General features: G+C 62.5%; 13 protein-coding genes. 1 reads left to right on the top strand and 12 read right to left on the bottom strand.

Annotation, left to right across the window (positions count from 1 at the left end; translation table 11 throughout):
- Positions 1–4: 4 nt before the first annotated feature.
- From hisS to ACHEXL_RS06715, 8 genes are all read right to left on the bottom strand, one after another.
- Positions 5–1,342, bottom strand: coding sequence for a histidine--tRNA ligase (gene hisS / locus ACHEXL_RS06680; RefSeq protein WP_416561191.1), 1,338 nt, complete (start codon positions 1,340–1,342; stop codon positions 5–7).
- Positions 1,339–2,610, bottom strand: coding sequence for a flavodoxin-dependent (E)-4-hydroxy-3-methylbut-2-enyl-diphosphate synthase (gene ispG, locus ACHEXL_RS06685; RefSeq protein ID WP_416561192.1), 1,272 nt, complete (start codon positions 2,608–2,610; stop codon positions 1,339–1,341). Before ispG ends, hisS begins: the two co-directional genes overlap by 4 nt.
- Entirely contained in the window at positions 2,607–3,509 is a 903-nt protein-coding gene (locus ACHEXL_RS06690; protein ID WP_416561193.1) for a helix-turn-helix domain-containing protein, read from the bottom strand. The genes ispG and ACHEXL_RS06690 overlap by 4 nt, the downstream gene beginning before the upstream one ends.
- Entirely contained in the window at positions 3,502–4,653 is a 1,152-nt protein-coding gene (gene rlmN / locus ACHEXL_RS06695) for a 23S rRNA (adenine(2503)-C(2))-methyltransferase RlmN (protein WP_416561194.1), read from the bottom strand. Before rlmN ends, ACHEXL_RS06690 begins: the two co-directional genes overlap by 8 nt.
- A 33-nt stretch (positions 4,654–4,686) precedes the next feature.
- Positions 4,687–5,112: a nucleoside-diphosphate kinase gene (ndk, locus tag ACHEXL_RS06700; protein WP_416561195.1), complete on the bottom strand. Its 426-nt coding sequence runs from the start codon at positions 5,110–5,112 to the stop codon at positions 4,687–4,689.
- Positions 5,113–5,238: 126 nt separating this feature from the next.
- On the bottom strand, positions 5,239–6,456 hold the full coding sequence (locus ACHEXL_RS06705; RefSeq protein ID WP_416561196.1) for a pseudouridine synthase: 1,218 nt from the start codon (positions 6,454–6,456) through the stop codon (positions 5,239–5,241).
- Complete coding sequence (scpB, locus tag ACHEXL_RS06710) at positions 6,453–7,139, bottom strand: SMC-Scp complex subunit ScpB (protein WP_416561197.1); 687 nt, start codon at positions 7,137–7,139, stop codon at positions 6,453–6,455. The genes ACHEXL_RS06705 and scpB overlap by 4 nt, the downstream gene beginning before the upstream one ends.
- Before the next feature lie 140 nt (positions 7,140–7,279).
- A complete protein-coding gene (locus tag ACHEXL_RS06715) occupies positions 7,280–8,281 on the bottom strand; it encodes an RluA family pseudouridine synthase (protein WP_416561321.1) in 1,002 nt (333 codons plus the stop codon).
- 73 nt (positions 8,282–8,354) lie between these two features.
- Between ACHEXL_RS06715 and ACHEXL_RS06720 the strand changes: the two genes are divergently transcribed.
- Entirely contained in the window at positions 8,355–9,140 is a 786-nt protein-coding gene (locus ACHEXL_RS06720) for an outer membrane protein assembly factor BamD (RefSeq protein ID WP_108426398.1), read from the top strand.
- On the opposite strand, the gene ACHEXL_RS06725 is transcribed toward ACHEXL_RS06720, so the two are convergent.
- The 4 genes from ACHEXL_RS06725 to zapE all read right to left on the bottom strand — a co-directional run bounded on the left by ACHEXL_RS06725 (position 9,106) and on the right by zapE (position 12,864).
- The gene (locus ACHEXL_RS06725; RefSeq protein WP_416561322.1) at positions 9,106–11,121 is read right to left on the bottom strand and encodes an ATP-dependent DNA helicase; all 2,016 of its coding nucleotides are present in this window, start codon (positions 11,119–11,121) and stop codon (positions 9,106–9,108) included. The genes ACHEXL_RS06720 and ACHEXL_RS06725 overlap by 35 nt on opposite strands.
- 95 nt (positions 11,122–11,216) lie before the next feature.
- A complete protein-coding gene (locus ACHEXL_RS06730; RefSeq protein WP_108426855.1) occupies positions 11,217–11,432 on the bottom strand; it encodes a DUF465 domain-containing protein in 216 nt (71 codons plus the stop codon).
- Entirely contained in the window at positions 11,432–11,770 is a 339-nt protein-coding gene (locus ACHEXL_RS06735; protein WP_416561198.1) for a hypothetical protein, read from the bottom strand. The genes ACHEXL_RS06730 and ACHEXL_RS06735 overlap by 1 nt, the downstream gene beginning before the upstream one ends.
- Entirely contained in the window at positions 11,767–12,864 is a 1,098-nt protein-coding gene (zapE, locus tag ACHEXL_RS06740; RefSeq protein WP_416561199.1) for a cell division protein ZapE, read from the bottom strand. Before zapE ends, ACHEXL_RS06735 begins: the two co-directional genes overlap by 4 nt.
- Positions 12,865–12,874: the final 10 nt, after the last annotated feature.

Raw genomic sequence — 12,874 nt, forward strand, 5'->3', positions numbered from 1 at the left:
CGCTTCAAAGCGCAGATTGTAGGGTGTGGGCCCAGTGGGCCACGGTGCTCAGGGACTCAGTGCGCTGGGCACCCGCACCGTCGCGCAGCGATTTGACCGCCACCAGGCCCTGGGCCAGCTCTTCGGCCCCAAAAACCAGGGCAAAACGAGCGCCCGAGCCGTCGGCTTTCTTGAACTGGGACTTCATGCTGCCCATGCCCTCACCACTGCCTGCATGCATTTGCGCCGACACACCGCAGCTGCGCAAAGTCTGCAGCACCTGCATGGCCACGGGCAAGGCGGCGGTTTCGGGGATGATGGCGTACACATCGGGGGCCAGATCGGGCAAGGCCTCGCCCTGCTCTTTGATGAGTTCAAGTACCCGCTCGACGCCCAAAGCCCAACCGACCGCAGGCGCAGGCTTGCCGCCGACCTGCTCGATCAGGTAGTCGTATCGGCCACCACCGCAGATGGTGCCTTGCGAGCCCAGGCTGGTGGTGATGAACTCGAACACGGTGAGGTTGTAGTAGTCCATGCCGCGCACCAGGCGCGGGTTGATGCTGTAGGCGATGCCGTTGGCATCCAAGATGGCCTTGACCGCGTTGAAATGCGCCATAGAGGCCTCACCCAAAAAATCGAGCAAACGGGGCGCCGCCTCGACCACGCTTTGCATGGCCGGATTTTTGGTGTCCAGAATGCGCAGCGGGTTGCTGTGCAGGCGGCGTTTGGCTTCTTCGTCCAGCACATCGCTGTGCGCCTCCAGATGGGCGATCAGCGCAGCGCGGTGGGCCTGGCGCTCGGCGGGCTGGCCCAGGCTGTTGAGTTCCAGACGCACGTCTTTCAGGCCCAACGCCTTCCACAAGTCGTTGGCTAGCAAAATCAATTCGGCGTCGACCTCGGGACCACCAAAACCCAGCACCTCGGCGCCGATCTGGTGGAACTGGCGGTAACGGCCGCGCTGCGGGCGCTCATGGCGGAACATGGGGCCCATGTAATACAAGCGCTTGCCGCCTTCGTACAGCAGGTTGTGCTCGACCACCGAGCGCACCAGACCGGCCGTGCCCTCGGGACGCAGGGTCAGCTGCTCGCCGTTCAGGCGGTCTTCAAAAGAGTACATCTCTTTTTCAACGATGTCGGTCACCTCGCCCAGACCACGCACAAACAGCGCCGTGGGCTCAACGATGGGCAAGCGCACATTGCGGTAGGCGTAACGCGCCATCAAAGCGCGCACCTGGCCCTCCAGCCACTCCCAACGCGCCGAGTCGGGCGGCAGGATGTCGTTCATGCCTTTGACGCCCACCAGCTTCTGGGCTTTGGCCGTTTTTTCGACTTTGGGGGTGTTTTCTTTCAGCGCTTCGCTCATTTTTGTTCTGCAGATCCGGAACCAAAACGGTTCTCAATGTAGTTTTCAACCAGCACCTGGAACTCTTGCGCGATGCCTTCGCCACGCAAGGTCAGGCGCTTTTCGCCATCGATGAAGACCGGGGCCGCAGGCGCTTCGCCCGTGCCCGGCAAGCTGATGCCGATGTCGGCGTGCTTGCTCTCGCCGGGGCCGTTCACGATGCAGCCCATGACCGCCACCTTGAGGTTTTCCACCCCGGGGTAGCGCACGCGCCAAACGGGCATTTGGGCGCGCAAGAAGTCGTCAATCTGTTTGGCCAGTTCCTGGAAGCTGCTGCTGGTCGTGCGGCCGCAACCGGGGCAAGCGGTGACGCTGGGCACAAATATGCGCAAGCCCAGCGACTGCAAAATCTCGGACGCAATCACCACCTCTTGCGTGCGGGCTTCGCCCGGTTGCGGCGTGAGCGAGACGCGGATGGTGTCGCCAATGCCTTCTTGCAGCAACACCGACAAGGCAGCCGCTGAAGCCACTGTGCCCTTGGTGCCCATGCCCGCTTCGGTGAGGCCCAGGTGCAAGGCGTAGTCGGTACGGCGGCCCAACTCGCGGTAGACCGAGATCAAATCCTGCACGCCCGAGACCTTGCACGACAAGGCGATTTGGTCCCCATTGAGGCCCATGGCCTCGGCACGCTGGGCTGACGAGATGGCCGACGAAATCAGCGCCTCGTACATGACCTGACGCGCCTCCCACGGCTCGGCGCGCTTGCTGTTGGTGTCCATCAGGTCGGCCAACAATTCTTGATCCAGGCTACCCCAGTTCACACCAATGCGAATGGCTTTGTTCCAGCGCATGGCCGCTTCGATCATCTGACCGAACTGCACATCGCGTTTGTCGCCCTTGCCCACGTTGCCGGGGTTGATGCGGTACTTGGACAGCGCTTCGGCGCATGCCGGGTAATCGGTCAACAGGCGGTGGCCGTTGTAATGGAAGTCACCAATCAGCGGCACATCGATGCCCATTTTGTCGAGCTGGTCGCGGATGTGCGGCACGGCCTCGGCGGCTTCGGGGGTGTTGACGGTGATGCGCACCATCTCGGAGCCGGCCAAAGCCAGTTCCTTGACCTGGATGGCGGTGCCGATCACGTCCACCGTGTCGGTGTTGGTCATGGACTGCACACGCACCGGGGCACCGCCGCCCACGGTAACAACGCGCGAGCCCCAGACCACTTTGGACTGGCGGCTTTTGCGCTGGGCGGGTACGGCGATGGCAATGGGAGTTGGAGCGCTCATGGTTTCACCTCAAAACGGGCGACATTGACTTTGGTGTGCGGCTTGAGATCGACAGGCTGGCCCTTGAAGCTCACCTGAATGGCATCAGCCCGACCCAGCACCACCGAGACCGACTGCGATACTTCCAAGCGTTTGGCATCGCCGGCATTGAGCACGCCGTTCCACAGCAACTGGTTTTGGCTGTCGCGCACTTCGACCCAGCTGGTGTTGAGGGCAGTGAAGACCAATTCTGGCGCTGGCTCAGCCGCCGCTGCGGACGATGGGGCTGCCGTCGGCATACCGGGCATGCCGGGCATCACGGTTGGCAAGGGCAATGAATCGCCCTGCCCCGCCGCTTGCGACGGATCGGTGACAAGCTGTGCGCTCGGCGGCATGAGCTCAGTGACCGTTGTCGGAGCAGGCGCGGGCGAAGCCACTGCGCCAGTCAGCGCCTCAAGCCAGGCCCATTGCGAAGGGTGTGGGACCCAAATCAAAGCAGCGGTGAGCACAAGCATGCCAGCCGCGGCCCACCAGGCCTTGGCCGGCACATCTGCCGAAGATCTGCGCACACGCCCCAAATCAGCGGGTGCAATGTCAGCATGGCGCACGGCACCATGCGGCTCCAAATAATTGGCAGACATGGGCATCAAAGCCAAGATGGGGGCAGGGTCGATGCGCAATTGACGGCACACGCTGGCCGCCAGTGCGCGGGCAAAAACAGGACTTTGACCCACCGGGTACTGGTCGGCTTCCAAAGCCTCCAGCTGACGCACAGGCACTTTCAAGTTCGCCGACAAAACCGCCAGATGCACCCCGGCCAGCTGCCGAGCAGCTTTCAACAAACCACCTGCCGTCGAGGGGGCACTGCCTGTGCTGTCAGGGGTCGACAAACCGTCATCCGAATGCGTGTTGTCAGGCATCATCAGGCTCCTGAGCTTGAACAGAAGAAACAGGCACCAGCCGGATGGTGCGTTGCTGCGCCATGCGATTTTGCACCTGAGTGCGGTCTTTCACATCACCGGCCAACTGCCCGCATGCGGCATCAATGTCATCACCCCGGGTTTTGCGCACGGTCGTGACCAGCCCTGCGTCTTGCAGTTGCTTGGCAAAGGCCTGCACACGCGCCTGAGGCGAGCGCAACAAACCGGAGGCCGGAAAAGGGTTGAAAGGAATCAGGTTGAACTTGCAACGCAGGCCCTGGCGGGCGTGTTTTTGAACCAGGTCAATCAAGGCGCTGGCGTGCTCGGGCTGGTCATTGACGCCATCGAGCATGCAGTATTCAAAGGTGATGAAGTCGCGCGGCGCATGGGCCAAATAGCCAATACAGGCCTGCATGAGTTCATCGAGCGGGTATTTGCGGTTGAGTGGCACCAAGTGGTCGCGCAACGCATCAGAGGGTGCATGCAATGACACCGCCAAGGCCACCGGGCAATCGGCCGACAAGCGCTCGATCATGGGCACCACACCCGAAGTGGACACCGTGACGCGGCGGCGAGAGAGGCCGTAACCATGGTCGTCGAGCATGGCACGCAACGCGGGCACCAACGCCGAGTAGTTTTGCAGCGGCTCGCCCATGCCCATCATCACCACGTTGGAAATGACGCGGTCTGGCGTGTTCAGGTGTTTGCGCAAAAAGTGCTCGGCAAACCACAGCTGGGCCAGGATCTCACCCGTGGTGAGGTTGCGGCTGAAACCTTGGTGGCCTGTGGAGCAAAAACGGCATCCCACGGCACATCCGGCCTGGGATGAAATACACAAGGTGCCCCGGTCGTCTTCGGGAATGAAAACCGATTCGATGGCGTTGCCGTCGCCCACATCGAACAGCCACTTGATGGTGCCATCAGCAGATATGTGCTGGCTGATCACGGGCAGTGCCGTGACGTGCGCATGAGATTGGAGCTTTTGGCGCAAGGACTTGGCCAAATCGCTCATTTGATCGAAATCTGCAGCGCCCCGCTGGTGGATCCAGCGGAACAACTGGGTGGCCCGAAAGCGCTTTTCGCCAAGCCCCTCGCAAAAAACGGCCAGACCTTCCAGGTCGAATTCAAGAAGGTTGGCCGTCATGAGGGTCGGGGTCGCGCTGGAGCCGCGACGCTATCAGCGTGGGTAAACGTTCATGCCAGCGAAGAAGAAGGCAACTTCGGCGGCGGCAGTTTCAGGGGCGTCGGAACCGTGCACAGCGTTGGCATCAATGCTGTCGGCGAAGTCAGCACGGATGGTGCCGGCGTCGGCTTTCTTGGGATCGGTAGCGCCCATCAGGTCGCGGTTCTTGGCGATGGCGTTTTCGCCTTCCAGGGCCTGGATCATCACGGGACCGGAGATCATGAAATCGACCAGATCCTTGAAGAAAGGACGGGCCTTGTGCACAGCGTAGAAAGCTTCTGCTTCACCGCGCGACAGGTGGGCCATCTTGGCGGCGACCACTTTCAGGCCGGCAGCTTCGAATCGGGCGTAGATCTGACCGATGACGTTCTTGGCGACTGCGTCGGGCTTGATGATGGAGAGGGTGCGTTCGATGGCCATGTTGTTTCCTGTAACGAAAGGGTTTTGAAAAGCATTTTTGCCCTGCGGCAAAGCCCACTATTCTAACCTGAGCGGGCCTGCCAAAAGGCACTGCCGGGGCACATGGCCCCACGGCAGAAGCCGAAATCAACGGCTGCGGCCACCGCCGCCACGCCCACCACGGCCTGGGCCGCCCGGGGCATTTTTCAAACGGTTGAAGCTCTCGGCACCAATGTATTTGGCTTCGCTTTTCGGGCCATCCGACTTGGCATGCATGCCCGATCCACCGGGTGCCTGATTGGGTTTGGCTGCAGGCTTGGCCCGCGGCACGGCGGTACCGGCCCTGCCCTGTCCGCCTGTGCGAGGACGACGATCGTTGCGGTCGGTGCGTGAGACCGGGCGTGGCGCTGGGGTCCGAGCCCGGTCGAGCGTGCCCGCAGCACGCATGAGCGCACGGATATCGGACTCATCGAGCTCCAGCCAGGCACCGCGGCGCAGGCCATGCGGCAGCACCATCGCACCGTAGCGGATGCGGATCAGTCGGCTGACCGCGTGGCCCACCGCTTCCATCATGCGGCGAACCTCACGGTTACGGCCTTCGGAGATGGTGACGCGGTACCAGCAGTTGGAGCCTTCGCCACCGCCGTCTTCAATAGAGCCGAATTGCGCCGAGCCGTCGTCGAGCATCACGCCGTCGAGCAGTTTTTGCTTTTCATCCTTGCTCAAGGCACCCAAAACACGGACCGCGTATTCGCGTTCCAGGCCGAAACGCGGGTGCATGAGCTGGTTGGCCAACTCGCCCGAGCTGGTGAACAACAAGAGGCCTTCGGTATTCAAGTCCAGGCGACCCACCGACTGCCATTTGCCGTTTTGCAGGCGCGGCAGTTTGCGAAACACCGAGGGGCGGTTTTGCGGATCATCGTGGCTGACGATCTCGCCTGCGGGCTTATGGTAGGCGATGACGCGGGCGGGCGGCGGGTCGATCCGGATGTGGATGGGCTTGCCATTGACCTTGATCTGGTCCCCGTATTGCACGCGCTGGCCCACGTGGGCGGGCTCGTTGTTGACCATGATGCGGCCTTCAGCGATGAGCTTTTCCATCTCGAGGCGCGAACCCATGCCCGCTTGCGCGAGCACTTTGTGCAGTTTGGGCGAATCGGTCTGGGGCGCCAGCACCCGCTTACCCAGGTCGATGGCGACGGCTTCGGCCGCCTCTTCGTCGTCAAACTGACCCGACACAACATCGGCCAAGGCGATCGCTTTGTAAACAGATTCGCCGGGTGCCACAGGCTGGGTTGGGCGCGCAGTGCGTCCACTCGTTTCGGGTTTGGACGAACGGCTGTCGTCTTGAGAGGAGTTCTTCATAGTGGGGCGGACTCTTCGCCTTGCAGCGGACGGTCTAGAGGGTTAAGAGGGTCTTCGGAGTCCGCCACGATGGGCATTTCAAAAGGCAAAGCGTTGATCGCCTCTTCGAGCGACAAGGACGGCTGAACGGGCAACTCGTCCACCAAACCCGACAAAGCCGAAGTTTGGCCGTCGACTTGCGAGAGCATAGGCAATTGGTCCAGGGCGGCGAGGCCCAGATCATCGAGAAACTGGCGCGTTGTGGCGTACAAACCCGGACGGCCGACGGTTTCACGGTGACCAATCACCTCAACCCAACCCCGATCTTCCAGTTGCTTGAGGATTTGGGAATTGATGGTGACGCCACGGATGTCTTCCATGTCACCGCGCGTGACCGGCTGCCGGTAGGCGATGATGGCCAAGGTTTCCAACACGGCGCGGGTGTATTTGGGCGGCTTTTCGGGGTGCAGACGATCGAGGTAAGTGCGCAACTCGGGCCGGCTCTGAAAGCGCCAGCCGCTGGCCACGCGGATCAACTCCAAACCTTTTTGGGCCCATTCGTCTTGCAGGTCTTGCAGCATTTGCCGCAGGGTGTCGGCCCCGAGCGCATCGTCAAACAGCACGCGCATGTCGCGCAATGACAAAGGCTGACCCGCTGTGAGCAAGGCCGTTTCCAGGACACGCTTGGCTTGCGCCGTGTTCATGTGTCGATCTTTCGGGAAAAAGACGCCTCACGGCGTCAAAGGTGCAGAGGTCATGGCCGCTTCCGCAAAGAAACAACCCCGTTCTGGAGGGCTTTGGCCGCTGGCCAAGCCCTGGTTGCGCTCAAGCCGGCGAATCCAGCTCAAGCTCCCTGAGTGGGTGCATTGTAGCTGAGGCCCCAGTCTGACAAGGCTCGGGCCATGTCCTCGGGCAAGGGCGAACGAAGATCGATCGACTGACCGGTGATGGGGTGGACGAAAGCCAGATGCCAGGCGTGCAGGGCTTGGCGCTCCATGCCCGCGGCTTTGGCTCCGCCATACACGGCATCGGCCAACAAAGGATGGCTGATGTGGGCCATGTGCACCCGGATCTGGTGCGTACGACCTGTGTGCAGCGTGCACTCGACCAGACAACCGAGCGCGTGGCTGTCCAGCACCTCCACCGTGGTGGATGCCGTCTTGCCGGACTGGTGCGTCAAATCGACCACCGCCATGCGCAGGCGGTTCGCGGGATCACGGCCGATCGCCGCTTCCACGGTGGTGGGCGAAGGTCCTGTCCAGGGCTTGTGTCCGATGGCCAGATACTGGCGACGCACATCCCGCGCAGCAATTTGCTGGACCAGCGCGTCCATGGCCTGGCGGGTGCGGGCCACCACCATCAGACCGCTGGTGTCTTTGTCAAGGCGATGCACAATGCCCGCCCGGGGCACCTCGCTGGCCTGCGGGTCCAGCGCCAACAGGCCATTGAGCAATGTGCCGCGCCAGTTGCCGGGGGCCGGGTGGACCACCAGCCCCGCCGGCTTGTTGATCACACGCAGGTGGGCGTCTTCGTACACCACATCGATGGGCATGGCTTCCGGCACAAAGGCCTGCGACTGAGGCGTGGCCCGCAGCGTGACCACCACCTGATGCCCCAGGCGGACCTTGGTCGACACCTTGGTCACCACACGACCATCGATCAGGGCATCGCCCTGCTCGATCAGTTGCTGCAAATAACTGCGTGAAAACTCGGGCACCATTTGGGCCAAGGCACGGTCCAGGCGCTGGCCATGCAGAGCCACCGGCACCTGGCTGCTGCGCACCTCTTCGTCCGATGCCTCCAGCACGCGCTCACCATCGTCCAGCAAGGCGCAGGGCTCATCCATTTGGGGGTCGGTCGATATAATCAAGGCGTTCAACAGTACAAGGGTGTCACAGATGCGAAGCTTCAGATTATCGATGGTTCCAGCTGGCCTGGTTTTGGCAGCGGGACTGTTCCTGTCGGGCTGCGCCAACACCACCAAGGACGTCACCGCTGGCTGGACCCCCGAAAAAATCTATGCCGAAGCACGCGATGAGGCCAATGCCGGGGCTTGGGACAAGGCCATCGGCTATTACGAAAAACTCGAAGGCCGCGCGGCCGGGACCGTGCTGGCACAACAAGCCCAGATCGACAAGGCCTACGCCCAATACAAAACGGGCGACAAGATCCAGGCCATCGCCACCTTGGACCGCTTCATCCGCCTGCACCCGGCCAGCCCTGCACTGGACTACGCCATCTACCTCAAGGGTCTGGTGAACTTCAACGACAACCTGGGTCTGTTCTCGTTCATCACCAAGCAAGACCTGTCTGAACGCGATCAGAAAGCCGCCAAGGATTCCTACGAGTCCTTCAAGGAACTGACCACGCGCTTTCCGGAATCCAAATACAGCCCCGAAGCACGTCAGCGCATGCTGCACATCGTGAACTCGTTGGCCGCTTACGAAGTGCATGTGGCCCGCTACTACGCCAGCCGAGGCGCCCATGTGGCCGCGGTCAACCGTGCTCAACAGGCGATTGCCGACTACCAAGGCGTGCCGGCGGTCGAAGAAGCACTGGCCATTCTGGTCAGCTCCTACGACGCCATGGGCATGAACGCCCTGCGCGACGATGCCAAGCGCGTGCTGGAAAAGAACTTCCCCCAGTCCGACTACCTGAAGGCCGGTGGGGTCAAGAAGTCGTCGAGTTGGTGGCGTCTGTGGTGAACTGACGCAAGGTCGCCAAAAACTCGGCATGCCCGCTCAGGCGGCGCATCTGCGGCAGTCCCCGAACCAGCCTGCGGCCATACGACATGGTGGCCAGGCGCGTATCGCACACCACCAAAACCCCCCGGTCCGTTTCACTGCGGATCAGGCGCCCAGCCCCCTGCTTGAGGGCCACAGCGGCTTCGGGCAGTGCATGGTCGGCAAAAGCGCTGCGCCCTTCACGGGTGATGCGCTGACTCCTCGCCTCGAACAAGGGGTCCCCGGGCGGCGGAAACGGCAGCTTGTCGATCACCACCAACTGCAAGGCCTCACCGGGCACATCGAAGCCCTCCCAAAATGAGGCCGAGGCCACCAGCACACAACCCGCACGCCCATCGCCCCCACCTTCGCGAAAGCGTTCCATCAAGCGTCGCTTGGGGCTTTGTCCCTGCACCAGCACTTCCACGTTCGTGGCCGGGTCCAGACGGGTCTGTAAATACTCTCCAATCGAACGCATGGCGTTCAAGGTGGTGGTCAGCACCAGCGTCCGGCCGCCCAGCAATTGCACCGCCTCGACCACCAGCTGTGCCACATGACCGGCGTGACCAGGATCAGCGGGCTTGGGCAAATGCTCGGGCACATACAAAGCGGCTTGCTGTGCATAGTCGAAAGGGCTGCTGACCTGCATGACCTGTGCCGAAGTCAAACCGCAAGGCTCGGTGAACCAGCGCAGGCTCGGCTCGTCCCCCAGCGTGGCCGAGGTGAAAACCCAGGCCCGCTGCCCCACCCCCACAGGAGTCGCTGCTGGCTCGCCTGAGGCGTGACGCGGATCACCCGCCATCAAGGCTTCCAGTGAATCGGGGTCGGCGGCGGCCTCGGCTCCCCCAGACGGTGCGGCCTGCACGGGGCGGGTCAAGGCAGAAAAAGCCTGCGCGATGTCCAAGGGCGACTCGATCAGGCGCAGCTGCGCACTGACTTCGGCCCAACGCACGCCCTCCGGGTCTGGCGGATCGGAGAACAAGGCCGCTTTTTGCGCCAACTCACGGCTGCGCTCAAGCAGTCGCTGAAAATCCGGTGCCAGCTCGGCCACCATCTCCAGCCCTGCCTGCATCAGCGCCAGGGCTTCTTGCAGTTTGTGCAACGCCTGGACCCAGTCTGCCGCCTCCACGCCTTCGGGGCAGCGCTCAGTCCAGCGCAAACGCACCGAGCCGCGGTGCAGGCCTGCTGCCAGCCGCAAATCGCGGGCTGATTTTTCAAGGCCCTCGGTCAGGCCATGCCAGTCCACCAGGCCCCGGGCCAACTGCAACCCTGTGGCCAGCGCATCGCGTGACAACTCCAGCAGCTGCACCGTGGACAGTTGCTTGCCCAAAAAATTGACGCCGATCTCGTTGAGCTGGTGGGCCTCGTCGAACACCGTGACACGCACGGTGGGCAGCAACTCGGCCACACCCGACTCGCGCACCGCCATGTCGGCAAAAAACAAATGGTGGTTGATGACCACCACATCCGAGGCCATCGCCTCCTTGCGGGCCAAGTTCACATGGCAGGCGCGGTAACTGGGGCAACTCGACCCCAGACAGTTGTCCCGCGTGGACGTGACCAGCGGCCACAAGGCTGAGCGCTCGTCCAGGCCCGTCAGCTCGGCCATGTCTCCCGTGCGCGTGTTTTGCGCCCAGGTTTCGATCTTGGCCAGGGCCCGCTGCGCACCCGGCTGGGCCGACTCGGCGCTGTGCCGGGCTTGCGCCATGCGGTGCAAGCACAGGTAGTTGGCACGGCCTTTGAGCAAGGCCACGCGGATGGGCAAGCCCAGCACCTCGACCAAACGCGGGATGTCTCGCGAAAACAATTGGTCTTGCAGGGCCTTGGTCGCCGTGGACACCAAGGCCCGTTGACCGCTGAGCAAGACCGGCACCAGATAGGCATAGGTTTTGCCCACGCCTGTGCCCGCCTCCACCACCAGCTGGCCACCTTGCTCCAGGGTTTGCGTGACGGCCATCGCCATGTCGGTTTGCCCTTCACGTGGCTGAAAACCGGGCACCGAACGGGCCAAGGCCCCGTGGCTGGACAGGGTTTCAGAGACCCTTTGCTGCAACAAACTCAAGCAGGCTCCTTGGGGTCCAGCATCCACTGCAGCCTGGCCATTTGGTCACGCAAAGCCAAACGCCGTTTTTTGAGCCGTCGCAGCAGCAGCTCGTCCAGGGGCTGCGGAGCCAGCGCCGCTTGGTCGATCAAGGCGTCTAGATCAGCGTGCGCCATCTGGCACTCGATCAATTGCCGCTGGGGCGAGCGCAGGTCTTCGGCAGAGGTGTCCATCATGGCGGAGTGGGCTGACTGGTTTGCTTGCCCTGCAAGCGCACGTCGCGCTGCTCGGTTCGCCACTGGCGCTCCTGGGCATTCAGCAGCAAGTCTTGTTGACGCAAGGGCTCCAGCGCGGCACGGCGGGTTTTGCGGGCGTCGCTCAGGCAGGCGTTGACCGCAAATTTTTGCCAGCAGGCTTTGGCTTCCTCCTGGTAGACCGCCATGACCTCGGCACGTTGGCTGGCCAGAGCTTCGCGTTGCACGCGGATGAACTCCGGCTCGCCCACCAAAGATTGTGCGCCAAGCCAAGAAGTCGACAACGCGGCCATCGCCGCCAATGCGCAGCGCTTCATGTGAGGTGCGTGTCCACCGTGCGGTGCTCCAAGGCCAGGAACTCGCTCGACTGCATTTCATGCAGGCGCGACACCGTGCGCGGAAACTCGTGCGACATGGGCCCCGCGGTATACAGCCCTTCGGGGGGCACAGCTGCCGACATGATGAGTTTGACCCGACGGTCGTACAGCACGTCGATCAACCAGGTGAAGCGCCGCGCCTCGGACGCCATGCTCACCGGCATGTGGGGCACGTTGCTCAGCAGCACCGTGTGGTACTGCGTGGCGATTTCGAGGTAGTCGTTTTGCGAGCGTGGGCCACCACAAATGGCGCGGAAGTCAAACCAGACCACATCACCGGCACGCCGCTTGGCCGTGATTTCGCGGGCTTCGATGTGCAGCACCGGGTCTTCGTCCGGGCCCGTGGCCAGGCGATTGAAGGCGTCGTTCATCTCGGCATCGGCCTGCTCGCCCAAAGGCGCGTGGTACAGCTTGACCATCTCCAGCGTGCGGCGGCGGTAGTCGGTGCCGTTGTCCACATTGAGCACCTGCATGCGCTGATTCAGCAAAGCGATGGCGGGCAAGATGCGGTCGCGGTGCAGGCCATCGGGGTACAGGCCATCGGGCTCGAAGTTGGAGGTCGTGACAAAACCCACCCCATTGTCGAACAGCGCCACCAGCAGGCGGTGCAGGATCATGGCGTCGGTGATGTCGGCCACGTGGAATTCGTCAAAGCAGATCAACTGGTAACGCTTGGCCATGCGCTTGCCCAGCTCGTCGAGTGGGTTGACGGTGCCCTGGATGACGGTCAGTTCGCGGTGCACCTCGCGCATGAACTCGTGAAAGTGCAGGCGGGTTTTGCGCTCAACCGGTACCGCCGCAAAAAAGCAGTCCATCAGGAAGCTCTTGCCACGCCCCACCCCGCCAAACATGTAGACCCCCTTGGGGATCTCGGGACGGCTGAGGAATTTGCCCAGCAAACTTGAACGCTTGTTTTGGTAAGTCGCCCACTCCTTGGCGCAGCGCTCCAGCGCCTCGATGGCTCGCAGCTGGGCAGGGTCGCTTTGGTAGCCCCGTTTTTGGAGTTCTTCTTCGTAAACGGCACGAACGGACATGGGTGGCTTG

The sequence above is a fragment of the Limnohabitans sp. YIMB22184 genome, from assembly GCF_048020265.1.
Taxonomy (GTDB): domain Bacteria; phylum Pseudomonadota; class Gammaproteobacteria; order Burkholderiales; family Burkholderiaceae_C; genus Limnohabitans_A.

Bases quoted from the DNA above. Each gene is read 5' to 3' on its own strand.
- ACHEXL_RS06705 (WP_416561196.1), bottom strand. From the start codon at position 6,456: ATGAAGAACTCCTCTCAAGACGACAGCCGTTCGTCCAAACCCGAAACG.
- ACHEXL_RS06725 (WP_416561322.1), bottom strand. From the start codon at position 11,121: ATGGCGATGGCCGTCACGCAAACCCTGGAGCAAGGTGGCCAGCTGGTG.
- ispG (WP_416561192.1), bottom strand. From the start codon at position 2,610: ATGAGCGCTCCAACTCCCATTGCCATCGCCGTACCCGCCCAGCGCAAA.
- ndk (WP_416561195.1), bottom strand. From the start codon at position 5,112: ATGGCCATCGAACGCACCCTCTCCATCATCAAGCCCGACGCAGTCGCC.
- scpB (WP_416561197.1), bottom strand. From the start codon at position 7,139: ATGAACACGGCGCAAGCCAAGCGTGTCCTGGAAACGGCCTTGCTCACA.
- ACHEXL_RS06690 (WP_416561193.1), bottom strand. From the start codon at position 3,509: ATGCCTGACAACACGCATTCGGATGACGGTTTGTCGACCCCTGACAGC.
- ACHEXL_RS06720 (WP_108426398.1), top strand. From the start codon at position 8,355: ATGGTTCCAGCTGGCCTGGTTTTGGCAGCGGGACTGTTCCTGTCGGGC.
- ACHEXL_RS06715 (WP_416561321.1), bottom strand. From the start codon at position 8,281: ATGGATGAGCCCTGCGCCTTGCTGGACGATGGTGAGCGCGTGCTGGAG.
- ACHEXL_RS06735 (WP_416561198.1), bottom strand. From the start codon at position 11,770: ATGAAGCGCTGCGCATTGGCGGCGATGGCCGCGTTGTCGACTTCTTGG.
- hisS (WP_416561191.1), bottom strand. From the start codon at position 1,342: ATGAGCGAAGCGCTGAAAGAAAACACCCCCAAAGTCGAAAAAACGGCC.
- ACHEXL_RS06730 (WP_108426855.1), bottom strand. From the start codon at position 11,432: ATGGACACCTCTGCCGAAGACCTGCGCTCGCCCCAGCGGCAATTGATC.
- rlmN (WP_416561194.1), bottom strand. From the start codon at position 4,653: ATGACGGCCAACCTTCTTGAATTCGACCTGGAAGGTCTGGCCGTTTTT.
- zapE (WP_416561199.1), bottom strand. From the start codon at position 12,864: ATGTCCGTTCGTGCCGTTTACGAAGAAGAACTCCAAAAACGGGGCTAC.